The organism is Roseburia sp. OM04-10BH (assembly GCF_003462605.1).
Classification (GTDB): Bacteria; Bacillota; Clostridia; order Lachnospirales; family Lachnospiraceae; genus Roseburia_C; species Roseburia_C amylophila.
Genome location: NZ_QTZI01000001.1, coordinates 60,401 through 83,334, shown reverse-complemented (window position 1 = coordinate 83,334; position 22,934 = coordinate 60,401). Strand labels below are relative to the sequence as shown.

Below are 22,934 nucleotides of genomic sequence, written 5' to 3'. Positions count from 1 at the left end.
TTTTAATCCTCCACCCATGCATATAAAACAGTATCTAAATGGTTATTCTGATGGTGTCTTACTGCAAATTTATACTCACTCGAAAACTCATGGATTAATTCATAAATTCTCCAATAATCACTCGGATTGTGATATATGGATATTGCTAATCTTGGTTTATCTTTCTTTATGGTTTTCTCCGCACCCTTTAATGCATCATACTCTGCACCTTCAATATCCATCTTTATCAGGGTAACTTTTTCATCCTCCGGTATAAAACCATCGATTGTTCTTGTTTCAACTTCAATTGTTTTAATCGGTGCTAATTTTTCATTATACTGCACCGTCAAACGGCTGTCCGGTAAATAACCGCTGTCCGGATTTCCAATATCATTAAAAATAATTTTATCCGTTTTATCGGACACTGCATAAGGCGCAACAACCAGTTCTCCCGACCAGCCTTCTTTTTTCAGAGTCTGTCCCATTTCCTTTATCTTTAAAATATTATCTTCAAAGCATTCAAAAGAATATATTTTTTTAACTTTATTGCCAAAAGCCAAGACAAATTTCTCCACACTATCTCCAATATAACCGCCGCAATCAACAATGATTTCATTCCCGCTTACATTCTTATACATATCCTGATAAAGGTATTGCGGGTCTATTCTTGTTTTTAATTTATTATATTCTCCGGTTGCACCGATTATCCTGCGTCTTACCACTTCCCGATATATTTTCTTCGACCGGTCATCATACAGTGCTGCTTCCATTTTTCTGATTTTATCATAGTTATTATAAAGTTCATTGGAAAAAAATCCAAAAAACTTATCCGCAATAACATTGAGATAAAAAATATTAAAAGTATTAACTTCTTTGACTGCATTTGTAACGGAATACACACCACCGGTGCGGGCAGTTACAAGAATTATATGTGTGTCCGGACTAAGTGCATAAAGATGTTCATATGAATAAATCGGCAAGCCTTCATACCGCAAGCCACAACGTTCTGTATCACCATCAATAATACACTCAATGTTGTCAAAAAGAGACATTGCTTTTTTCACATTCTCATTGACCAGTCCTACCAGCACAATCTTTCTATTTTCAGACATTCTGTTAAAATTTTCAATTGTCTGTTTACTGATTCCCTCTATCATTTTCCGCTTCCTCTTTATATTATTCTAACAAACCTGCATCAAAAACATCTGTTTTAAAGAAAAGAAAATCCTTTCCTGCTCCAATTCCTCTATATCTTGAGGTATATCCCAGTTCATATAATTTCATATAAAGTTTTCTTGACTCTTCCTTCTCGAAGTCCATTTCCAAAAGGATTACATCGATATCATACCAGTTAAAGTCAATTGCATTCACAATACGCGCACCCATGCCTTCCACATCAACCGACATAAAATCAATATGTCCGTCCTTAAAATTCTCTTCCAGAATGTCACCAATGTACTTCATTGGAATCTTTATCTCCTGAACTTCCAGCCCTCTGCCTTCATATGTATCAGCCACTTCCTTTACAAAGGTATTATATCCGGCATGCTTGGTCTTATAATAAGTCCATTCTTCCTCACTTCTTACATCAGAGCAGCCACACATAATCGCATTATCTCTCGGACGGTTCCTCTTAATCTCATCCACAAAATCAGGATTTGCTTCTACCAGCACACCATTTGAGCCAGCACGATAAAACATATATGAATTGTTGTAAAGAAGCCATGTATTAGAACCAATATCCAAATATCTTATTTTTGAAATATCTCTTCCAATGCTGTCAAACAAAGTTTTTACTTTCTTATCCATTCCATTCTGCGAAAAATAATCTGCTGAAACATTTAACAGCTTCTCTGCCAATGGTCTTATATGAATAATCTGCTCTCTCTTTAAACCCAATTCCATTAAATTATTTGTAATATTATCGAACCGGTATGGATATATGCAGGAAACCAGTACTACTGCATTATCTGGAAATGGTACTACGCTTTCAGCCAGTTCATATTTATGTCCTGAGTACTCATAACCGATAAATCTGAGATCCTGATGAATCAGTGTTATATCAAGTTCATCCTCAAAATTTAAAATACCACCACATATCTGCAGTTCATGACCATAGATATATATTTTTAAATTTTCCGCATTCTGTTTGAAGTTTTCCTTTAAATATTCTCTGAAAATCTCTTTTACTTTGTTTTTTGTATCGCTCATATTCTATCCTCGCCTTTCTTTATTTAGCATATCTTTTACTTGTAACATAATTTTATTTCCGGTTGTTCCGTCAATGCTGTCTACTATCTTCGAAAGAAATTCAAACCGTTTCTCCTTATAGCTGGTCAGCAAATCAATATTATCTAAAAACAAATCCAGAAAATTTTCATATCGTTCCGAGAAAAACATACTTCTCTCTGTCTGCTTAAGCAGCATCTCTATCGTAGCCTGCTGGCTGCTGATATTGTCCGGATATTTATATGCCGTTATTAAAATCGGTTTTCCGGTTACTGCATAGATTGGTGCCAGCGAACCACCTGAACCAAAATAGCAGTCCGAAAAATAAATTGCCTCATATGCTTCCGAATTCGTATCGATTACTCCCAAGCCATCCTTCACAAAATCTGACCTGATTTCATAATAGGCATCTCTGATTTCCGGCTTCATGGATTTTAAGGTTGCCTCCGTCAAAGGATGCTCTCTCCATATTACAAACACATCTCCCCGACGCTTAAATATGTCAAATATTCTTCTTAAATTATCAATAAATTTATCTTTATTATTCAATATCAGGCTGATATTGGTATTCATAAATACTTTCTTTTTATTTACAGACACTTCTTTCCAGATATCCGGAACAGGAATTCCGTCTTTGCATATTTCACAGATTTTATCAATCTTTGGTGAACCTACTGCAAATACCTTTTCTAACACCTTTTCATTACCGACTATTTTCGCCTGATTCACATATGCTTCTTTTACTTCTTCATTTTGTACAAAGATGCTGTCCACATTTTCCAGTGCAAAAGTATCGATTAAGTGCGTCTGCGGTTCTTTTGGAAATAAAAAATATGGTATGTATATCAATAAGTTCGTGTAATTTTTTAATATATTAGAATAAAATTTCGGTTCCACGCTTGTAACCAGATTTCCCAGGTCATATGGATTATGTATAAAAATTGCATCCGGCATCCGTTCCGCAAAATTATAATCCTCATAATGTGTTATCGGTACATCAGCAGGGAACAGTTTTCCCTCATAATGGTATTCGCCAAAGGTTCGGTCCGGATTTCTGTCATAATAAGGAATCGGCACCACATATGTATCAAAATCATCATCTTCAAAAGCCCGTTTCCATATACTTTCCAACGAATCCCACATGGACACTTTATATGGCAGAAATACAATTTCCCATTTGCCTTTTATATCATCCCTTACACTATCTTCTATGACATGAAGCTGTGCATTTAAGTTTTCTTTTATCTTCTCATATATTCCATTTGAAATATTTACAGAGGTCGTATAAAGCAATTCACAATACGCTTCTAAATATTTCACCGTGATAAAATTCTCACCTTCTGACTGCTCAATGCTTTCTCCGATATGTATTGCTGCATTCTGACAATCCTCTAAAAGTGCACAAACACTCTGATTATCTTTTTCTTTTATCAGTGCTTCCGCATTGCTGTGTGCTTCATAGAGAGTCTGTATTAATTCAAGTATATTTTCTTTTATATTATTTCTCATATGCCCTGATTCTCTCCTGTGCTTTTGCATAATCTCCGCATTTCCGATAATATTCCAGTGCCTGTCCGATGTCTCCGAGGCACTCCCGGATTACGCCTGCATTGTAATATGCCAGATAAGAATTTGTTCCTGTCATCCGTGCGCTCTTATACTCCGTTGCCTTTAAGAACTCAGCTACTGCTTCTTCGTAACGTTCACTATTCATATAGATGAGTCCCATCAGAAACTTGAAATCCGCACAGTCTCCAAACTCTTCATAAATCCCCTGAAACTGCAATGCCGTTTCAACCCGCCCGGTATTCAAAAGTGCGTATCCATAGCTTTCTACCATGTCAATTACATATTCCAGCTTTGGATTCAAGTCATAGCCCAATGCTTTTTCAAAATACCGGATTGCTTCTTCATAATCCTCTGCCATATAATAGCTTTTTCCAATCTGATACATGAAATAAGTATCATCCGGATGGTTCTCCAACTCTTTTAACAATAACTTCAGATTACGTTCTGCTTTTTTCCTCCGCTCCTCTTCGGTGCCTTCATAACCATCATGCAAGATAACAACTGGAGCAAGGTAAGTTTCATACTCTTCTTTATTTTTCGCTGTAACCTGTTCGTGGATACTGCCCGAATATTCATATTGCTGTCTGGAGAATATCCGGTTAATCCGTTCTATGTATTCTGTTTCCTGCTCTCCTACGGAAACGCGGTTAATTCTTTTGATTCGCCCTACCATAGAAGGATGCTGCTTTAACAGTTTTTCCAGCTCGCCTGTATCTATTTCCTGTAAATATTCATCACTGTCTATCATCATAACAATGTCATTGGACGCCTGAGTCAATGCATAATTCCGTGCTGCGGAGAAATCATTGCACCAGCTGAAATAACATACTTTATCTGCATATTTTTTCGCCATGACAACCGTATCATCCGTAGAACCGGTATCTACTACAATAATTTCAAAGCCATACCCCATCAGTTGTTTCAGGCACTTTTTCAATTTTTCTGATTCATTTTTCGTGATGATACATACAGAAATTTTTCTCATGCTATAAGTCCTCAAGTATTACTTTCATCCGTTCTTCAAATCGAAAATCTTCTTTTACCCTCTGTAATCCTCTATCCGCAATTTCTTTCCGTTCTTCTTCATGCTGCAAATAGTAATTTACCAGATAATAAAGCTCTTCTATATCTCCATAAGTGATGATTTCTTCACCCAGCCGGAAGTACTCTGCCAACTCTTCCTGGAAGTTTGAAATCACAAATCCGCCACTGGCAAGAATGTCAAGTACACGCAGCGGAATTCCTGTCCGGATTGTTTTCAGCGAAATATTAAGATTCACTTTAGAGCATTTAAATACTTTTGGCATCTGGGTATAATAATCGATATAATTCTTCTTTCTTATCTTTGGTATGGCTACATTCTGTTCTCCGGAATAGAGCGCTACATCAAAATGATTGGAAAGAAGCGTTAATATTTCCTGCCGCTCTCTTCGTGTAATCTCACTGGCCAGCAGAAATTCAATTTCACGATGATTTACCGTAATCTCTCCATTCCACTGTTTCTGATAAGCCGCATTCATTCTCTCTATCAAATCATCCGTTATAAAATCCGGCAGGAAATAGCCGCCATATACTTTTTTCTGAGCTGCAATCACACCTTCCAAATATCCTCTGTCATACTCTTTCAAAGGTGCCATATACTGTGGATAGACAGTCTGATATAATTTTCCTACCAGTGAAATCTCTGCTCCATATTCCTTTTTATCGACTTCTGTAACTGCAACCGGATAAAATGTTTCCACATCTGCTGCCAGTGGCAAATAGCCGGCATTGATTCCCTGTCTTTGATATTCTTCTGCCTGTCCACGGTCAAAAAAATACACTTTTGTATAGGAATTCTTCAGTGCCTGTACATTGCGGATATGAATCGGAGAATCATAGACCCACGCACGATAAGGCAGTTTATGATTCTGGCATACATCAGAAATAACCGGATTAAAATTTATAGAGATCACTGCATCATACGCCTGCTGCGAAATCCTCTTTTCCAACTGCTCTGCAAACCGATCATCCGATTCCCAGTCATTCATCTGATAAAAGAAGGTATCATAAGCAATATTCAATCTGTGTAACGCACGTTCCATTCCTTTTCCCATAAAAGAATGCCATTGCCAGAATAATATTTTCATCGTTCTCTCCTGCTTTGCAACGAAAAACACTGATACCTTTCGATATCAGTAGTTTTTTAATTCATCTTAACTTTGGCTACTTCTTCCAGTTTTTCAAAGAATGGTATCATGTCCTTCTCAAAGACTTCTGCAAGCTTCTCATCATCTTTTTTCTGATATATTTTGCTGAAATTTACAAACAGAGCATTTGCTGCCTGCTTATCAATAAGCTGCTCGATTTCATTGAGATAGTCCATTGTTCCATTTAAGACCTGAATTTCCCAGTTCATACCTTTGATAATGCTCAAAAGATATTCATCGGTATCCGGCTGACGATTTCCATGTAATTCTTCCATTACATTTCTCATAGATTTTAATAATTTCGGGCTGTACTCCGTCAATACTTTTAACGCTTCTTTTTCTTCTCTTCTATTATCTTCCATGATATTTTCACCCTGGCACATCCTGTGCCGCCTTTCTATAGAATGTATATCGGTTCATTCCTTCATTTTCACAAGAGTATTTTCACTTTTCACTGCATTTTCTTTCCTTGGCATCTATTTCATCAATAAATGCAAGAAGCTTTTTCGCACTCTGCTCCCAGGTATAATTTTCCTTTGCTTTCCTGTAAGCATTCTCTGCAATCATCTGCAGGTTATCTCTTCCTGCCCCTTCCAGATAATCCGCAAGCAGTTCCTGAATCTTATAAAGTTCATTCAACCGGTACATGAGAATATCTTTCCCATCTGTAAACTGCTCTTTCAGATAAGTGCTTTCATCGGTAAGTACCACGCTATGCTGTAACATGCTGTTTGCAATCCGTTCCGTAAATCCATCCTTATGCCAGGCCATCACATTAAAAGATATAAGGCTTTTTTCCATGACTTCAAGGCTTTCTCTCATATCCACCGCTTCATGGATACGAAGATATGGTGAATCCCCAAACGGGCTCTTCTTCCAACTGTCCCCGAATACTTCCAGTGTAATGCCTGCTTCCAAAATTACCTTTACTGCTTTTTCCCGGTAATAGGACATGATGCAATAAATCATTGGCTTGACGCCATCTAATACTTCTAAAAATTCTTCATCCGATAGTACAATTCCATCTTTTCGTAAGGATTCTTCCAATGCTTTCTCCGCAGTCTCTTCCGGGTGCTGTTTCATCCGAAACAGAAAATGGGCTGCTATCTTTTTAATGATTCCCTGGCTATTTCTGATCAGTGGCAGATAACTCCGATAGTCCGTATAGGTGCCAATAAAGGATATCTGATATTCCTTTTTATCCTGCGCTCCCCTCAAATTCCGCTCTGCTTCCTGTTTTCCATTCTCTCCTGCTGCCTTCTCACAACCTCCCGGAAAGATAATGGAACTTCCTGCAATTCTCGGATAATACTTTTCTATAAATGCCGCATAATTTCTGTCATGGGTTGCACTATAGCAATGCTCCGGCATTCTGATATAATGATTCTTCATCCAGATTGGATGGTCAAACTGGAAATTTATTTTTGGTCCCTTTATCAAATCATGTAAATAAATGCCTGCCTTCGGAAGATAAATATCAAAAAGATAACTCTGAAAGCCAATTACCGCCTGATATGTTTTTCCTGCATAAGCTGCCAGAGCTGCTTCGCCGCTCTGCTTCACATCAAAATATTCTACCTCTTCTCCAAGCCTCTGCAACGCTTCTCCCAGTTGCTCTGCAAATGTATTTAAAATGTTATAGCAGATTGGTTCTCCCTTATAGATTAAAATTGTCCCTTTCGCTTCTCTTATTCTATGCTCCATGTTATCTCCCGTCCGGATGCTGTACCTGCTTTTCCTGCCTTATTGTATAAGTTTCCACAAATTCACATAACCTTCGATAGTTTTCTTTTTCATCTACTGCAAGAATTTCCTCTGCTTTTCTGCGGCATGCTTCCTTCTTCTTCTCCATGAATCCTTTATCTTCACAATATTGATGTACCAGATTTACCATCGACTCAACAGAATCACAGGTGAATACCTTGCCCACATTTACCTGCACATCGCAGTTGTCCAGTGTCACTACCGGAATTTCCTGTAAAATTGCATACATGGCTCCGGTACCGCCGCCCTGTCTTGGCGGGTTCAAAAACAAATCTCCTATGGTCATGGTTTTCTGTAATTCTTCGGTATATCCAAGGAAATAAAAACGCTCCCGATATGCTTCTGCTATCCTTTTTTCCAGTGCCTCGCAATTTCCAATGACCGCCAGTACTGCTTTTGGATTTTCCTCTAGCATCGCATAAATCGTCTTAAGAAAATCCTCTGTTACTTCCTGCACCAGCCGGTTTCCCACCAGTAAAATTACGAACTTGTCTTCTGGGATGCCATAATTTTCTTTCTTCTCTTTTTCCACAACCACTGTATTTCCCACAATGGAATGTTTTACTTCCACAAACTGCTGGTACGGTTTCAGCCAGCTCTGATATCGTCTTTCTTCCGCCATGGTATAATCCGAAGCCAGTACGATAATCGGTGCATTGGTCACAGGAATTGTCTTAACGCACCTTCTGGTTAATACGGTAGTGAACTGTCGGCACAAATCAGCCAATATTGTTTTATCACCGATTTCAAGCACCCACTCAGGTGCTTCCTGCCATATCATTTCCGCCGCATCATAAAGCTGTTCCGGATAATTTTCCTGTGTAAAAAGCAGATTATAACCCTTCAGTTCCTCTCCTTCTATCTCTCCCTGAAATGCTCCTGCTGTATTCATAAAATTATTCCACAGACACTGCTTATACCACAACGGTGCTGTATTCCGATTTGGCATATAGGCGACATATAATACCACTTCGTAACCCAGTTCCTTTAAATAACAGTTCATCTGCAATGTTATTTCCGTCGGTGCATGCTGTCTTCCGATAAACTGTTTTGTTATCAGAACAATTTTTTTATTCCGTTTTTCCCACGGCAGATAGGAAAATTCCTTTTTATTCCGCTGTCTGATTTCATCCATCAATGCAGTATAAGCGTCACTGTTTCTCTTATATTCTGCCTCTTCATCCTTTATCATTTCACTGGCAAAAATTGTCCGCTGCAACTGATTCATTAATTCCACTTTCTGCCATAAATTCAAAGAGTCATCTGCCGTTAATTCTCCCATATAAGGAATGATTTTTTCATCCCGAAGAACCGCCAGCAGGGATGACCAGATGTAAATCTGCAATGTTATCGGAAACTTTGCCAATGACTGTTCTATTATGCGCAGCATATTCTGCTGCATCGCTGCATCAAATTTCTGGTAGCTTTCCTTTAACTCCCGCAGCGTTCCTTCTTCATATTCCCCTGTTGCATCCAGCTGCCCCAGTCCTCTTTGTAAAATCATAAAAAACTGTTCCATATATTTTCTTTTCGTCCTGCGACGATTTCTCCTTATTCTAACCTTGTTTCTTTCTTTCGATTTCGTTACAATAGTTATAGTTATTATACTCTATATCCAAGGAAGAGGAAAGTTTATCATGAAAATACTATTCTACCGTTATGGAAGCATTTGCGAACCGGATATTATCGAAGCCATGAAGCATTTAGGGCATGAAGTATTCTGTATTAATCTTGAAATTACCGATAAAAATATTCCCACACAGACAGTCATCAAGCATGTTTCTGATACACTGTTATCATCTTCCTTCGACTGCATTTTCTCGATAAACTTTTATCCTGTTTTATCGGAAATCTGTAATATCATGAAGCTTCCTTATATCTGCTGGACGGTAGACAGTCCTGTCATGGAATTATATTCGGATTCCTATTCGAATGAGTGGAACCGTATTTTTCTCTTTGATTCCATGCAATATCAGGACTTTGCGCCATATAACCCGGCTCATACCTTTTTCCTGCCGCTGGCAACCAATGTAAACCGTTGGAATTCCGTTCTTACTGATGTCAATCCCGATTCCTACAAAAGTGATATTTCCTTTGTAGGCTCGCTTTATACAGAGAAATGTCCTTATGATTCCATCAAGAATCCTTCCGCTTATCTCGAAGGTTATCTGAATGGAATTATGGATGCACAGGAACAGATTTACGGTGCGTTTCTTTTAAATGAATTGCTGCCGGATTCTATTGTCAAAGAATTTATTGACTGTATGCCGGATTATTATATTCCGCCGGAAAAAGCCAGACGGGTTGACCGGGATATCATTGCACAGCAGTACCTTGGCATGAAGGTAACTGCCAATGAGCGGAAGCACCTTTTGTCCCTTCTTGGCTCCCATTTTTCAGTAGACTTATACACCGGAAGTGATGCAGACGCTCTTCCTGTCCACAATCGTGGACGGGTTAAGACTTTAACAGAAATGCCTCAGGTCTTTGCCCACAGCAAAATTAATCTGAATATGACCTGCAAATCCATCCGGAACGGTATTCCCCTTCGTGTCTTTGATGTTCTTGGATGTGGCGGCTTTTTACTGACGAATTATCAGAATGATTTAAGCGAATGTTTTACCATTGGAGAAGATTTAGACATCTATACCAGTCCTGATGACCTTTTGTCTAAATGCGAATACTATCTTTCCCATGAAAAAGAACGGATAGAAATTGCCGAAAACGGCTATCAGAAAGTATTAAATCATTATACTTATGAGAAGCAGCTTCAGAAAATGTTATCCTCTGCGCTCTCTCTTTAATGAAAGGAACTCTATGAAAATATTATTTCTTGATTCACCGGCTTTTGCCAAAAAAGATATGTTAGAAGCATTTCATAACTGCAACATTGAAACCGATTTATTTATGCACGAGGATTATAATGTCCGCAAAAGTGCTGCCTATGATGCGGCTTTTGATGCCGCTGTAGAAAATACTTCCTACGACTTTGTATTTTCCTTTAACTATTATCCGATTCTTGCCACCTGCACTCATCGGCATAATCTCCGTTATATTTCCTATGTTTATGACAGTCCACTGGTGGCTTTGTATTCCTTTACGATTACTTATCCCACCAATTATATTTTTCTTTTCGATTATCCGATTTACGAAGAGTTAAAGCAGGGGGGCATTGACCGGGTATTCTATCTGCCGCTTGCTGCAAATGCAAAAAGACTTTCCACCATGCAGGCAGCAGATTCTATCCTTGATATAATCTCTTCCGAGATTTCTTTTGTCGGTTCTCTTTATAACGAAGACCACCTGCTTTATGACCGCCTATATCAGAAGCTTCCTGCCTTTACGAAGGGATACCTCGATGCAATTATCGCAGCCCAGCAGCAGGTATATGGTGAATTCCTAATTCCCGGTTTATTAAATGATACCATCTTAAGTGATATGCAAAAATCCGTTCCATATGCGCCTAATGAAGACGGCATCGAAACACCGTGCTATATTTATGCCAACTATTTCCTTGCCAGGAAACTGGCAGAATTAGACCGCACTGCAATCCTAAAAAAGCTTTCCGCAGCGCATCAGGTAAAGCTTTATACCAATAATCCTACTCCGCAGCTTCCCAAAGTAGAAAACATGGGAGCAATTGACTATTATGAGATTATGCCTCTGGTTTTCCAGCATTCAAAAATTAATCTCAACATTACATTGCGCAGCATCCAAAAAGGTATTCCTCTGCGGGCATTCGATATTATGGGAAGCGGTGGCTTCCTGCTGACAAATTATCAGGAGGATTTCCTGAATTATTTTGTTCCGGGAGAAGACTTTATTTATTATTCTTCCTATGAGAAAGCAGAAACTTACGCCAGCTATTATCTTTCCCACGAAAAAGAGCGTCAGCAGATTGCTGCCAACGCCCTTGGTAAGATTTTAGATGCTCACACCTTTGAGCACCGGATTCAAACCATGTTATCTGTTATAGACGGTCAATAAATTTTTCATGTAAATCTGCTATGAGTCGGTCTACCGCAGATTCATAGCCTTTGTACCAGGCTTTTGCACGATTGCATAAGTCTGGTATTGTTAAATCTGCAGATAATACATCATCCCCAATGGAAAATTCTATTTCACTGTTATAATATAGTAACAAATCCTGCACCGGCTCTTTCTGGATTTCTTCATTAAGATTTCCAAATTCTGTCAGCAGCTTCTTCTGCTCCTCTATATTTCCATCTTTGGATGCCTGTTCTAACTGCTCTGCAACTTCCCTTGCTTTCTTAATATTTTCCTTTACTTCTTCCAGACGCTTCGGCTCTTCCTTTATCTCATGGATAATATCCTGCCGTTCTTCTTCTGAAAATGCCAGTGGTACTTCCTGCAATAATTTTTCGAAATCAATTTCTTTCGTGCAGGAATCAATGACTTCTTTTAATGTCATCACTTTTGCGCCTTCTATTTTTGCACCGCCCTCTGTTGCATTGATTACCGTAATATCCTCCGGCAATTTTAAAATTTCATTTTCAATCCATTTCCGGTACATATCCATCTGATAGTCTGTATCCAGCATGGTTCCATCATTGCCCTTTACCTGCACAATGACACGTTTCTTCTGATGCTGCTCATTCTCTTTTTCATCCATTTTCAGACCGCTGTTATAGCTCTGTCCTCCGGTAAAAGCAAGGTCCTGGCCGATAAATACAATTTTCTTAAAACCCAGTGCCTTTACCAGCGAAAATGCGCTGGTAGAAATAGAACCTCCGGTTAAAATATCATCCAAGACATAGCCTTTTCTTTCTATTACAGCCTTTGCAAACATATTACACGGAAATTCATCATAGAAATGTTTGCCGGTATGTCTCTTTACGATTTCTTCTCTGGATATTGCCTCAAATACAAACGGAAATGTGCTGATATCAATTCCTTCAAAAAAGCGGTCTGCAACTCTTGCGTCTACCGTCATTCCCAAATCTGGTGTAATTCCGGCATTTACTACTGCCCGGAGTGCTGCATCCACCACAAGAATCAATGCTTTTCCTTTCGCCCGCTTCAGTTCCTGCACATTTTTATTTAAGGATGGTCCTGCCGCCACAATAATTGCCGGTACATCGCTCAAGTCCTCCTCCGCAAGACATTCTTTCAGATAATGGGTATCTGTCTGCCAGAGATAATCATACATATTACTGAGAGCATGTGCCGCAAACTCATCCCGGAAATTATAGATGGTATTCCGATATGTTTTCGTCTTATTCATGAAATATATCATAGTCTCTAACATATGTTTACATTCCTTCGGATAAATGGAATCATAATTCGGAAGAATACCAAGACGCAGCATCCGGATATTGTTGAAGCTGATACCGGATTCTAAATAATCCTGCAGCATGTTCTCTGACTCTACAATCAAATACACATTTTTCTTCTTTAAAAGTTCAGTATAATCAAAGGTCTCTAATGTTTTTTGGAAAATAGCAACGGATGGTTCATATACAATAAGTGTCATGGTCTCATCCAGCGTCTGCGCCAATGCTTCTATACTTCTTCCGTCTCCAAATCCCAAAAGAAAGAACACACTGTAGGAGCCTTCTTTTTCAAACTGGCTGACATACTGCATGGATGCTTCCTTTGGATTATATTTACTATTTAACCGGTATTCCAATCCGCCCTTTGTCACAATCGGATAAAGCATTTCATCTTCCGCTGCTTCATAGCGTATCTCTACTGATTGCTCCGGCTGTGCCGTTTCCAGATATTCATGAAGTCTTACATGGTGTTCCCGGATTGCCTGCATATTCTTTTCGTATATCGTCATATTTATATCTCCCATCCCATATATCTGCCATATTCATAGTTCAGGCAATCTGCCAGTTCCATGATCTGATGATTCTGATATGCATGAATCAAATGTTCCAATATAGTAACTGCCTGTTCCTGTATTGCTACGTCGGTTTCACCTTTTTCTGTATAATATGTAATTTGTTCTAACAGGCTATCCTTTATCTCCTGAATATGTGCACCAATCCATGGATAAGTTTCCTCCTGCTGGTTCTGATACAACTTCCGGATTACTGCTTTCATTTCCTCTTGTAATTGACTATACTTTCCTGCTTCCACTTTATAGTACCTCGTCTTATCTCTTTTCTTCTATTCTACATGATACTAATCTTTTCGTCACTAAGAAAATAATTATCACTACCCGTGTAACAAAGAATGTGCCTTAGCACATTCTCGCACCTGCGACATCTAGCTTATACGCACCGTGCGCATCCTCGCGGAGCGCTTTTTTACTTTACAGGAAATCAATTTCCTGTAAAGTAAAAAATAAAGCCGACCCTTTCGGGTCAGCTTTACTTTTATGGTTGAGTACTTATGATTACTGAAGTAAGGATAATACACCCTGAGTAGACTGATTAGCCTGTGCTAACATAGACTGACCTGCCTGAGCAAGGATGTTATTCTTGCTGTATGTAACCATTTCAGAAGCCATATCTGTATCACGGATACGGGATTCTGCTGACTGAGTATTCTCAGATGTGGTATCCAGGTTGGCAATTGTATGCTCCAGACGGTTCTGGATAGCACCCATTGCTGAACGCTGTTTAGAAACAACTTCGATTGCATCCTGAACTGATTTCATGTAAGAACCAGCTTTTGTAAATGTACTTACACTTAAAGCAGCCTTAAGACCAATCTTTGATGCGCACATATTAGCAATTGAGAAGTCGATAGACTGTCCGGAAAGGGCACCTACCTGTAATTTCATCTTGTTTGTTGCTCCAGAGAAAGTACCATCTAACAGGTTCATTGTGTTGAACTGTGTGGTAGACTGGATACGGTCGATTTCAGATGTTAACTGATCCAACTCAGCTTTGATAGCACTTCTATCAACAGTTGTGTTAGTTCCGTTAGCTGCCTGTGTAGCAAGTTCGTTCATACGCTGTAAGATAGAATGTGTTTCATTTAATGCACCCTCAGCGGTCTGTACTAAAGATACACCATCCTGTGCGTTTGAAGAAGCTTTGTTAAGACCACGGATCTGGCTTCTCATTTTCTCAGAAATGGAAAGTCCTGCTGCGTCATCTGCTGCACGGTTGATTTTGTAACCAGAAGATAATTTCTCAGTTGATTTTGCCTGTGCGCTTGTTGTGATACCTAACTGTCTGTTTGTGTTTGCTGCCTGTAAATTATGCTGTACTACCATAATTAATTCCTCCTTGAATTTAACGTCGCTTCCTTGCGACTACTTGTTTTTTGTTGCAGATATCTTATCGGCCGTACGCTCCTCAAATCCATCTGCTAAGTAACAATATCTTGTTTACTTGTTATATATATCGGACGGTCGTCTCGATACTTTATAGTAAATGGAAAATTTTTTTAAATTTTTCCAGTCTACTTCTTATCATCCAGAAATGTGGAACCCGGAGTTCCCATTTTCATCATATTTCTGTAATAGGAATTCACCGCCTGTCTGGATTTCTTTACTTCCTTAATCTGTTTCTTCACGGAAGTAAATTTCTGCTGCATCAATACCTGATTGCGTTTTTCTTGGCTCTGGATTGCAGTGCTCTTGTCCATGATTGCGGTAATATCCCGCTTCATCTGAGCAATGTCTTCCGAATATGCCCCACGGTTCTCTGTCAAATCAGCTCGGACCCGGTCATAAATCTGACTGAATCCGTCATCTAACTTTGATAACTGCTCTACCAGATCTGCCTTACGGTTCAGATTTTCTTCCAGTTCATCCGGATCTAAATCCGGATTTTCCAGCATATCTTTCTGCAATACATTTAATGCCATAATTGTATCCAGCAGTTCTATTTTTTTCGTAAGGCTCTGTTTTAAGATTTCAATATAGCTGTTATTTGCTGTGTGCAAGCTTCATTACCTCTTTCCAAGTATCACGCATGGTGCGAAGGTGTGCCAGTACTTCCTCTAAGATTTCTTTATCTTTTTTCATGTTTGCTTCAACCAGGCGTTCCTGTAAGTACCTATACACATTTTCAAAGTCCTTTGCAACCGGATACTTATGATTTAAGGTTGCCTGAAACTCTTCTATGATATTTTCTACTTTTACAATATTTGTATGGGCTTTCTGGATATTATTCTCCTCAATTCCCATGATTGCAATATTACAGAATTTGATGGCGCCTTCATAAAGCATCAGTGTCAATTCTGCCGGAGAAGCAGTCATAATCTTACTGTTCTGATATGCTGCATATCCATTGTTCATTGTCATCGTGTTACCTCCATGTATTTTCACATTATCACAGGTCTATGCCTGTGACTGACATTTATCGGCTCTTATGAACCTAAGAGACCTGACAGTGAGGATGTAGACTGCTGTAATTTTGCCAGTGCAGTTTCCATTGCTGCAAATTTCTTATAATAAGAATCTTCCATCGAAGTAATCTTATCTTCCCACTTCTTAATGGTGGCAGTATAATTGCTATACTCTTTTGCCATCTGCTTATCATTATAAACAGTCATTGCACTGCTCAGAGAATTAGAACGCATCTTGGTATCAATTTCATTGTATACACCAGTAACAAGCTGCTGCATGAATGCCGTAACTGTATCTGGGTCTTCCTCTATCATCTGTTTGAGCTTATTGGTCTTAGAGGAAACTGCAGAATCATCTGCATCACCGTCAATATGATAAGCATTTTCCTCATTCTCATCTGCATTGAGATATCCCAGGGTTGAAATACCAAAGCTGGAAAGGCTGTAACTCTTACCATTTACAGTATATCCCTTATACATCGCATTGGTCATGGAATTCAAAAGAGTTCCTAATGTATCATCACGACGAAGCAATGCACTCTTTACCTTCTTCTCCCATTCCTCTACTTCAGAATCTGTCATGGCATCTTTTTCTTCCGTTGTCAACGGCTCATATCCTTTGGCAGAATCTGCGTTATAAAGAGAAGTCATCTCATTAATCAGGGAATTATATTCTTTTAAGAAATCTTTTATTTTCTTGTATACACCGTCTACGTCATTCTTTACCGTCACATTAATCTCACTGCCCTCTGTTGAAGCCAGCGCCTCAATCTTCAGTCCGTTAATACTGAAGGAGTTAGAGGATGACGTATATTTTGCATTATTTACATAAATCTCTGCATCCTGGCCATCTACGCGGGTTGCATCCGTATTGTACTGTGTCTTGTCAGCTGCATTGGCAAGCTGTTCTACCGCATAGGAAATACGTGCCTCCAATGCCGCCTGATCTTCCCCGTTATCTAACAGGGCATATTTTTCAAGAACAGCCTTATTGTCACTGATAATCTGATTCTGGGCAGTAATACTGTCCTGCTCTTTCGTAATCTTATCATTGTATGCATTGGTAAGTTCTTCTATGGATGCATATTCTGAATCTGCTGCCCCCTTATAAGCATGCTGTACACTGGTAATGAAATCATTCATATCCGCTTTTTCATCAGCTGTCAGGGTGTCATCAGCTGCCTGGGCATCATACTTGTCTACTGCTGCCTTTGCCGCCGCAAATTCTGCAATGGTAACCTGTTTTACATCTTCTCCGGCCTTTTCATCCTTCTTCTCAACAAGACCTGCTTTGGCTGCAAGGGCATTCAGGCGGTCTGTACCGGTTGCTTTTTTATCATCTGCGACTGTATCGTCTGCTACAATCAGCTTTCCTTCTGAATCTCTTTTAAAGTTTCCATCATCATCCAATTCATATGTTTTGGATAAATCAGCTTTGGACATAGCTGCCAGTTCATCCAAATCACGGATTTCTCCTGCATTATCAAGTCCCTTATATGCATTCATCATGGTCTCATAGGAAGATGCATAATTTACCTTTGTTGTATAACCGGAAATCTTAGAGCGTGACTGTGTAATGCTGTTATTGGCTGCTGAGATTGCATCCTTGGAATTCTGCAGATCCGCAAGAATCTGCGCTATATCCTGTCCATCATACGCTGCCCATGACTTATAATTCTCTGTATTGCTCTTGGAAGCTACCCTCAAGCCCAGTGCCTTTAATGCTGTACTTCCATTGGCATCTACTCCTGACAGACTGAAATCATTGGCTGCTCCCGTGCCGGATGCTGCCACATAAATTCTCTGGTTAGTAGCATCATAAGAAGCCTTTACTCCTGCCTTATTTAATTTAGATACAAAATTACTTACGGTTGTATCTGCTGTCACTTCAATAGTGCTGGTCTTTCCGGCAGATGTCACTTCAATCTTTCCACCGGCAAAGCTGTCATCACCCAATAACTCGCTAAGCTTGGTTGCTCTGGTTGTAGAAGCTGCTAACTGGCCGCCGGTAAGATAACCGGACTTTGCCACCTGATTAATCTTTAAGCTGTAGCTTCCGTTTACAGCAGTACCCTCTGCACTGACACTTGCCTTAGTAGTATCCGACACCGACGCCATCTTGGTCTTATACGCAGAACTATACTTTAAGCTTGTCATGTTACTGTAAAGACTCTTTACCTTTTTATTTAATGTCTTCCATGCATCCTGCTTCCAGGAAAGCTTGGTCTGTGCTTTTACATATGTATTTTTCTTTACATTATATGCAGATACGAGCTGTGTAACAATCGACTCGGTATCCATTCCTGACGCTAATCCTGATACTCGAATTGCCATCTTAAGTACCTCCTATCTCTTCTCGTCTACCATCAGCCCTGCCATCTCCCAGAGCTTCTGTATCATGTCAAGTGTCTTCTCCGGCGGATATTCTTTAATCACTTTCTTGCTCTCTTTATCCACAATCTTAATGGTAACACGATTGGTTCCTTCATGGATGCCAAAGATTGCTTCTGTATGAGCCTGGCTGCGATTGATGCTCTCCACCGCCTTCTTAACCTGTTCCGAGGAAGAGGCAGTTGCTTTTTCTTCTTCTGCCGGATTCTGACCCTGTGCTGCTGCATTTTCTAATACACTGGCATTTTCCTGCTGCATTTCATCTGCACTTGTCTGTAATCCTTCTGTTGTTACTGCGGAACTTTCTCTTATTGTTCCCTGAACCGGAGAACTTCCCTGATACACCGATCCACTGTTTCTGATTGATTCAATTGACATTGCTTACACCTCCATGTGCTTCTTGTCATTTCCGTTTACCATTGTCCTAACTCTTATATCGGTAGAACCCGTAAATTTATTTAGCGGTTACAGTAAATTTTTCAAAGCTTCTAACCCATCAGCTTTAAGAGAAGCTTCATTTTCCTTCTGAATCTGTAAATATACTTCTTTCCGGTATACCGGCACATTTTTCGGTGCTGAGATGCCGATTTTAATCTGGTCTCCTCTGATTTCCAGTACTGTTATCTCAATATTGTTATTGACAACAAGGGATTCTCCTTTTTTTCTTGTTAATGCCAGCATCTTATTCACCTGCCTTCTTCTTTGCTTCTTCTAAAATTTCATAAATTCTGTATCTTACCGGCAGGTCATCCTCTACGATTATCTGACTCGCTTTTCTTGTGTCTGTATTAATTACAATCGGTGCTTTTAAGTTCACTGCAAGTTCTTTGATATTCTGTGGCACGGTAACTGTTACCAGTACATAAAGGTTATCCTCTTTTATGGTTCCAAGATTCTTTAACAATTCATCTTCCACACTTGGATTATATGTTTCACAAACGAACAGCGGATCCATTACCGGAAATGCTATCTCTGGCTCATCCATGGACTGTAACCAGGAAATGGATGGTCTGCCTTCTTTTTCTTCATCGAAGATTAAGGTAAACTTCTTCATATCCGGAAATCCAATGATTCCGTCCTCAAATGTTATGATTTTGCTTTCGTCAATTTCTATTTCCCCAAACAATCTTGTTGCTGCTTTCATGCCAGTTTCTCCTTTCTTACAGATAATCCAGTAAAGTCTGTCTTTCTAATTTAGCGGCCGCCTGTAAAGATGCCTGATATGCAGTATAGGAAGAAGTATAGTCAATGATAATATCAGACAAATCCTTATCCTCATTGTCTGATTTTAGTGCCTCTACCGTCTGCTGCTGATTAGACATGCGGTTCTTTGTAATATCAAGCTGCTGTCCCTTGCTTCCCACATCCGTGATTGCAAGGTTTACATCTGACATATAGCCTTCGAATTTCGTCAGTCCCCTGTTAAATACTGTCTGCAGCTGATGGTCTGCATAATCTGCCTGTTTCTGGGCGGCAGCCAGACAGCTTTCCAAATATTCCTGGTCATCCTTTGAGGAATACTGGCTTAAGCCTTTCATTTCCTTAATGTTGTCCACTACACTATGTGCGTCAATTGCTGACTGCACAATGGAAGTAAGATTATCTAAATCTCTTGCGATATCAGAATTGAACACTGTGCTTGCCTGTGTATTTACCACCAGGGTCTGATTCGATGCAATGGTATATTCAATATCCTGCCGGACTCTCTTTCCATTTTCAAAATTAGTATATTGGATTGGATTAGCCGCATCTGTATTATTGGTACAGTCAAAATAATTCTCCGGTCTTAATTCTCCTTTGGAAAATCCGGTCTTATCATAATTTACAGAAACCGTTGCTCCTAATGATTTCAGATTGGATGCAAGTGTTTTTCCCATCAGAAATTCACCGGTGTCTTTATTAAATACGATGTCATTATCTGCTATTGCATAAGAAGACGCTTCCAGATCACTAGTGGTAACAGTGGTAACATTCAGCTCCTTCGTGGTCATCTGTCCGGTTGCGGTGTCTGTATAGCTGTAACTGATTTTTCCCCCAGTAATATCGGTAATATTGTCATAGGAAAGGCGCAGTCTGTGCAGTGTAGTATTCTCCGGTGTACCCGGTGCTGTCTTTGCAGCTACGTCTGCAGCTGTCGGGGTCTTAACATTTCCATAGGAATAATTATATTCTTCTATTTTATCTGCGGATAAATACTCGCTGATATTATATGTCTCTTTGCTGTCTGCCTGAAATGTCAAGGTTGAATTCGTCTTATAACCGGTAAATACTGTTCTTCCTGCATAATCTGCATCACCTTCAGAATAAATCTGGTCACTTAAGGACTGTAACTGCTTTAAAATAGTCTTACGGTCTTCTTCCGTCAGTGTTCCATTGGCTCCTGCATCACACTGGGTGTGAATGGTAGTCAGCAGCTTTTTCATGTTAGTAAGAGAGGTTTCGGTAACATCTAACCACGCCTCTGCATCCGGAATATTTTTTTTATAATACTGATTAATCTGGCTTAAACTGCTGCGCAGCCGAAGTGCACGGATAGCAATAACCGGGTCATCAGATGGCCTGCTGATTTTCTTCTGTGATGTCATCTGATTATTCAATGTATTCACATTGGTCTTATTTCCATTGATATTTATTTTGGTATTGCTCATGATCATGTTATTGGTTACTCTCATTCTAACAAACCTCCTTATACTCCGGTCTCTAAGATTAATCTGTCATACATCTCTGCCATAACAGAAACCATCTTGGATGCCAGATTGTATGCATTCTGGAATTTTACTAAGTCCAGTGCTTCTTCATCTTCATCTACACCGGATACAGACTGTCTCTGCATATCGATAGTCGACTCTATATTGGAATAATTCTTGCTGAAAAGCTCCGCTTCTTCTGTATCTACAGAAATATCCGAAAGCAGACACTGTAAGAAAGCATCTGCCCCCGTTCCACGGTAAAGCTTGGTGTCACTCTCTAATTTCTTCAAGCTATCCAGCAATGTATATTTATCCACACCATCGGTGTACTCTGACCTGGTTACTGCTGCAAATCTTCCCGGGTCTGTTATGGACTCTGAATTTACAGCAAAGTTTAATGCTGTCAGCTGATAATAGGTATTGGAACCGGAGGATATCTGTGTATCTGTAAAATCATATTCTCCGCCTAAAGCTCTCTTTCCTACAAAGAAGCTTCCCATTTCTTTTCCATTTAAATCTACTGCAGGATCATTTGCATCTCCCCGCTCAATATCATTAAATGCTTTGGTAAAGCTCCTTAAGAACTGGTTCATCTGGGACATATAGTACGGGATTCCCATGGCATCCACACTCTTTCCAATGCTGACACTTTCTCCTAAGAACTTGCTTCTCTGGGATGCATTTAACTCCTGCTTTAATGTAAAAGTATAACTTCCATCTGCATTCATGGTAAAATCGGAATAAAGATAATCATTGTTTAATACTGTTATGATTCCCTGTTCTGCAATGGATAATTTCTCTACATCCGTCATAGATGGATTCTTTACGGTAATCTGTGTTACAGTTCTTCCATCTACCACAGTATTCTGGATACTTCCGGCTTCTGTTCCTATTTTACCGGTAAAGTTCTCTGCATTATTTCCATCCCGCATCTCAAACAAAGCTCTTAAGCTTCCACCCATGGATGCACTGGCTGCATTGAATTTTACTCCGGTATCTGACCAGGTCAGGTCGTACAATCCATCAATATCAGTCTGGTTAATCTTCTGCTCTCTCGCTTCATAAGAGAGGGTACGGTAATCGTATCCGTCCACCATGGTCTGTCCATTAATTTTCACGGTGTATTTATTAATTCCAAGATCCATATCCGGATAGTTACTGTTGGTAATCGGCACTTCTGATATTTCAACCGGAACAATTGCGGAAAGTTCATCCACCAAAAGTGCTCTCTTATCTCTCAGCTCATTGGCATGTCCACCATTAATTTCCACCTGATTAATCTGCTTATTAATCAATGCAATTTTCTCCGCAATGGAGTTTACATTATCTACAGTAGACTTAATCTCATTGTTTAAGGTTCCCTGTAATTCCTGAAGGTTCGTAGCAACTCCGTTAAAATAGGTGGCAAGACTCTGGGCACTTCCGATAAACTGCTTTCTTACATTCTCATCAAAGTTCGTATGCTGTGTGGTATCCAGATTGTTAAACATGGTTTTTAACAATGTGGAAAAACCCTTTTCCGTATCATCATCTGTAAAATATGTCTGAATCTGTTCCATATAGTAAAGACGTTTCTGATACAATCCAAGGTTTCCATTATTATTCCAGTATTTCGTGTCATAATAGCTGTCCCGGAGCTGTGTGACAGAAACCGCATTTACTCCGGTTCCGGTGGTTCCGTATTTTGCATTGACACGCATTCCTTCACCGGCTTCTTTATTCGTTACCTGTTTACTGTAACCCTTGGTCTGTACATTGGATACGTTATTGGCAGCAGTATTTACAGATGCCTGAAATGCATTTAATGCAGATGCTGCTATATTTAATCCAAAAAATTGTGACGGCATATTCC

Annotated in this window: 21 protein-coding genes; 2 read left to right on the top strand and 19 right to left on the bottom strand. The window is 39.5% G+C overall.

Going from position 1 to position 22,934, the window contains the following annotated elements:
- Positions 1-2: 2 nt before the first annotated feature.
- The 8 genes from DXB43_RS00415 to DXB43_RS00380 form a co-directional block, all read right to left on the bottom strand.
- Positions 3-1,136, bottom strand: coding sequence for an FkbM family methyltransferase (locus DXB43_RS00415; RefSeq protein WP_117946033.1), 1,134 nt, complete (start codon positions 1,134-1,136; stop codon positions 3-5).
- A gap of 19 nt (positions 1,137-1,155) precedes the next feature.
- Positions 1,156-2,190, bottom strand: a complete 1,035-nt coding sequence (locus DXB43_RS00410; RefSeq protein WP_117697305.1) for an FkbM family methyltransferase — start codon at positions 2,188-2,190, stop codon at positions 1,156-1,158.
- A gap of 3 nt (positions 2,191-2,193) precedes the next feature.
- Positions 2,194-3,717 (bottom strand): hypothetical protein, encoded by a 1,524-nt coding sequence (locus DXB43_RS00405; RefSeq protein ID WP_117697307.1) that lies wholly within the window; start codon positions 3,715-3,717, stop codon positions 2,194-2,196.
- A complete protein-coding gene (locus DXB43_RS00400; RefSeq protein ID WP_117946030.1) occupies positions 3,707-4,762 on the bottom strand; it encodes a glycosyltransferase in 1,056 nt (351 codons plus the stop codon). Before DXB43_RS00400 ends, DXB43_RS00405 begins: the two co-directional genes overlap by 11 nt.
- Position 4,763: 1 nt before the next feature.
- Entirely contained in the window at positions 4,764-5,906 is a 1,143-nt protein-coding gene (locus DXB43_RS00395; RefSeq protein WP_117946027.1) for a CgeB family protein, read from the bottom strand.
- Between the two features lie 56 nt (positions 5,907-5,962).
- A complete protein-coding gene (locus tag DXB43_RS00390; protein ID WP_117946540.1) occupies positions 5,963-6,328 on the bottom strand; it encodes a molecular chaperone in 366 nt (121 codons plus the stop codon).
- An 82-nt stretch (positions 6,329-6,410) separates the two neighbouring features.
- Positions 6,411-7,670, bottom strand: coding sequence for a glycosyltransferase family protein (locus DXB43_RS00385; protein WP_022242907.1), 1,260 nt, complete (start codon positions 7,668-7,670; stop codon positions 6,411-6,413).
- Position 7,671: 1 nt separating this feature from the next.
- Positions 7,672-9,234 carry a glycosyltransferase gene (locus tag DXB43_RS00380; RefSeq protein ID WP_158567168.1) on the bottom strand — a complete coding sequence of 521 codons (1,563 nt, stop codon included), beginning with the start codon at positions 9,232-9,234 and terminating at the stop codon, positions 7,672-7,674.
- A gap of 133 nt (positions 9,235-9,367) precedes the next feature.
- Here DXB43_RS00380 and DXB43_RS00375 point away from each other — a divergent pair, with 133 nt between their 5' ends.
- Positions 9,368-10,534 carry a CgeB family protein gene (locus tag DXB43_RS00375; RefSeq protein ID WP_117946021.1) on the top strand — a complete coding sequence of 389 codons (1,167 nt, stop codon included), beginning with the start codon at positions 9,368-9,370 and terminating at the stop codon, positions 10,532-10,534.
- Positions 10,535-10,547: 13 nt separating this feature from the next.
- Positions 10,548-11,717 (top strand): CgeB family protein, encoded by a 1,170-nt coding sequence (locus tag DXB43_RS00370; RefSeq protein WP_117946018.1) that lies wholly within the window; start codon positions 10,548-10,550, stop codon positions 11,715-11,717.
- On the opposite strand, the gene DXB43_RS00365 is transcribed toward DXB43_RS00370, so the two are convergent.
- The 11 genes from DXB43_RS00365 to flgK form a co-directional block, all read right to left on the bottom strand.
- Positions 11,701-13,533, bottom strand: a complete 1,833-nt coding sequence (locus DXB43_RS00365) for a motility associated factor glycosyltransferase family protein (RefSeq protein WP_158551970.1) — start codon at positions 13,531-13,533, stop codon at positions 11,701-11,703. The genes DXB43_RS00370 and DXB43_RS00365 overlap by 17 nt on opposite strands.
- Positions 13,534-13,535: 2 nt before the next feature.
- Entirely contained in the window at positions 13,536-13,835 is a 300-nt protein-coding gene (locus DXB43_RS00360; RefSeq protein WP_022242370.1) for a hypothetical protein, read from the bottom strand.
- Positions 13,836-14,094: 259 nt separating this feature from the next.
- Entirely contained in the window at positions 14,095-14,922 is an 828-nt protein-coding gene (locus DXB43_RS00355) for a flagellin N-terminal helical domain-containing protein (protein ID WP_117946013.1), read from the bottom strand.
- A gap of 188 nt (positions 14,923-15,110) precedes the next feature.
- The gene (gene flgN / locus DXB43_RS00350) at positions 15,111-15,596 is read right to left on the bottom strand and encodes a flagellar export chaperone FlgN (RefSeq protein WP_022242368.1); all 486 of its coding nucleotides are present in this window, start codon (positions 15,594-15,596) and stop codon (positions 15,111-15,113) included.
- Positions 15,580-15,957, bottom strand: a complete 378-nt coding sequence (gene fliS / locus DXB43_RS00345; protein WP_117697324.1) for a flagellar export chaperone FliS — start codon at positions 15,955-15,957, stop codon at positions 15,580-15,582. Before fliS ends, flgN begins: the two co-directional genes overlap by 17 nt.
- Before the next feature lie 65 nt (positions 15,958-16,022).
- A complete protein-coding gene (gene fliD, locus DXB43_RS00340) occupies positions 16,023-18,335 on the bottom strand; it encodes a flagellar filament capping protein FliD (RefSeq protein ID WP_117946011.1) in 2,313 nt (770 codons plus the stop codon).
- A 12-nt stretch (positions 18,336-18,347) separates the two neighbouring features.
- Entirely contained in the window at positions 18,348-18,770 is a 423-nt protein-coding gene (locus tag DXB43_RS00335) for a flagellar protein FlaG (RefSeq protein WP_022242365.1), read from the bottom strand.
- An 87-nt stretch (positions 18,771-18,857) separates the two neighbouring features.
- The gene (csrA, locus tag DXB43_RS00330; protein ID WP_022242364.1) at positions 18,858-19,073 is read right to left on the bottom strand and encodes a carbon storage regulator CsrA; all 216 of its coding nucleotides are present in this window, start codon (positions 19,071-19,073) and stop codon (positions 18,858-18,860) included.
- A 1-nt stretch (position 19,074) separates the two neighbouring features.
- Entirely contained in the window at positions 19,075-19,536 is a 462-nt protein-coding gene (gene fliW, locus DXB43_RS00325) for a flagellar assembly protein FliW (RefSeq protein ID WP_117841491.1), read from the bottom strand.
- 16 nt (positions 19,537-19,552) lie between these two features.
- The gene (locus DXB43_RS00320; RefSeq protein WP_117946009.1) at positions 19,553-21,064 is read right to left on the bottom strand and encodes a flagellin N-terminal helical domain-containing protein; all 1,512 of its coding nucleotides are present in this window, start codon (positions 21,062-21,064) and stop codon (positions 19,553-19,555) included.
- Between the two features lie 14 nt (positions 21,065-21,078).
- On the bottom strand, positions 21,079-22,929 hold the full coding sequence (gene flgK / locus DXB43_RS00315) for a flagellar hook-associated protein FlgK (RefSeq protein ID WP_117946007.1): 1,851 nt from the start codon (positions 22,927-22,929) through the stop codon (positions 21,079-21,081).
- Positions 22,930-22,934: the final 5 nt, after the last annotated feature.

What these genes read in the sequence shown, in the direction of transcription:
- DXB43_RS00415 (WP_117946033.1), bottom strand. Translation starts at nt 1,136, where the DNA reads ATGATAGAGGGAATCAGTAAACAGACAATTGAAAATTTTAACAGAATG.
- DXB43_RS00410 (WP_117697305.1), bottom strand. Translation starts at nt 2,190, where the DNA reads ATGAGCGATACAAAAAACAAAGTAAAAGAGATTTTCAGAGAATATTTA.
- DXB43_RS00405 (WP_117697307.1), bottom strand. Translation starts at nt 3,717, where the DNA reads ATGAGAAATAATATAAAAGAAAATATACTTGAATTAATACAGACTCTC.
- DXB43_RS00400 (WP_117946030.1), bottom strand. Translation starts at nt 4,762, where the DNA reads ATGAGAAAAATTTCTGTATGTATCATCACGAAAAATGAATCAGAAAAA.
- DXB43_RS00395 (WP_117946027.1), bottom strand. Translation starts at nt 5,906, where the DNA reads ATGAAAATATTATTCTGGCAATGGCATTCTTTTATGGGAAAAGGAATG.
- DXB43_RS00390 (WP_117946540.1), bottom strand. Translation starts at nt 6,328, where the DNA reads ATGGAAGATAATAGAAGAGAAGAAAAAGAAGCGTTAAAAGTATTGACG.
- DXB43_RS00385 (WP_022242907.1), bottom strand. Translation starts at nt 7,670, where the DNA reads ATGGAGCATAGAATAAGAGAAGCGAAAGGGACAATTTTAATCTATAAG.
- DXB43_RS00380 (WP_158567168.1), bottom strand. Translation starts at nt 9,234, where the DNA reads ATGATTTTACAAAGAGGACTGGGGCAGCTGGATGCAACAGGGGAATAT.
- DXB43_RS00375 (WP_117946021.1), top strand. Translation starts at nt 9,368, where the DNA reads ATGAAAATACTATTCTACCGTTATGGAAGCATTTGCGAACCGGATATT.
- DXB43_RS00370 (WP_117946018.1), top strand. Translation starts at nt 10,548, where the DNA reads ATGAAAATATTATTTCTTGATTCACCGGCTTTTGCCAAAAAAGATATG.
- DXB43_RS00365 (WP_158551970.1), bottom strand. Translation starts at nt 13,533, where the DNA reads ATGACGATATACGAAAAGAATATGCAGGCAATCCGGGAACACCATGTA.
- DXB43_RS00355 (WP_117946013.1), bottom strand. Translation starts at nt 14,922, where the DNA reads ATGGTAGTACAGCATAATTTACAGGCAGCAAACACAAACAGACAGTTA.
- fliS (WP_117697324.1), bottom strand. Translation starts at nt 15,957, where the DNA reads ATGACAATGAACAATGGATATGCAGCATATCAGAACAGTAAGATTATG.
- fliD (WP_117946011.1), bottom strand. Translation starts at nt 18,335, where the DNA reads ATGGCAATTCGAGTATCAGGATTAGCGTCAGGAATGGATACCGAGTCG.
- DXB43_RS00335 (WP_022242365.1), bottom strand. Translation starts at nt 18,770, where the DNA reads ATGTCAATTGAATCAATCAGAAACAGTGGATCGGTGTATCAGGGAAGT.
- csrA (WP_022242364.1), bottom strand. Translation starts at nt 19,073, where the DNA reads ATGCTGGCATTAACAAGAAAAAAAGGAGAATCCCTTGTTGTCAATAAC.
- fliW (WP_117841491.1), bottom strand. Translation starts at nt 19,536, where the DNA reads ATGAAAGCAGCAACAAGATTGTTTGGGGAAATAGAAATTGACGAAAGC.
- DXB43_RS00320 (WP_117946009.1), bottom strand. Translation starts at nt 21,064, where the DNA reads ATGAGAGTAACCAATAACATGATCATGAGCAATACCAAAATAAATATC.
- flgK (WP_117946007.1), bottom strand. Translation starts at nt 22,929, where the DNA reads ATGCCGTCACAATTTTTTGGATTAAATATAGCAGCATCTGCATTAAAT.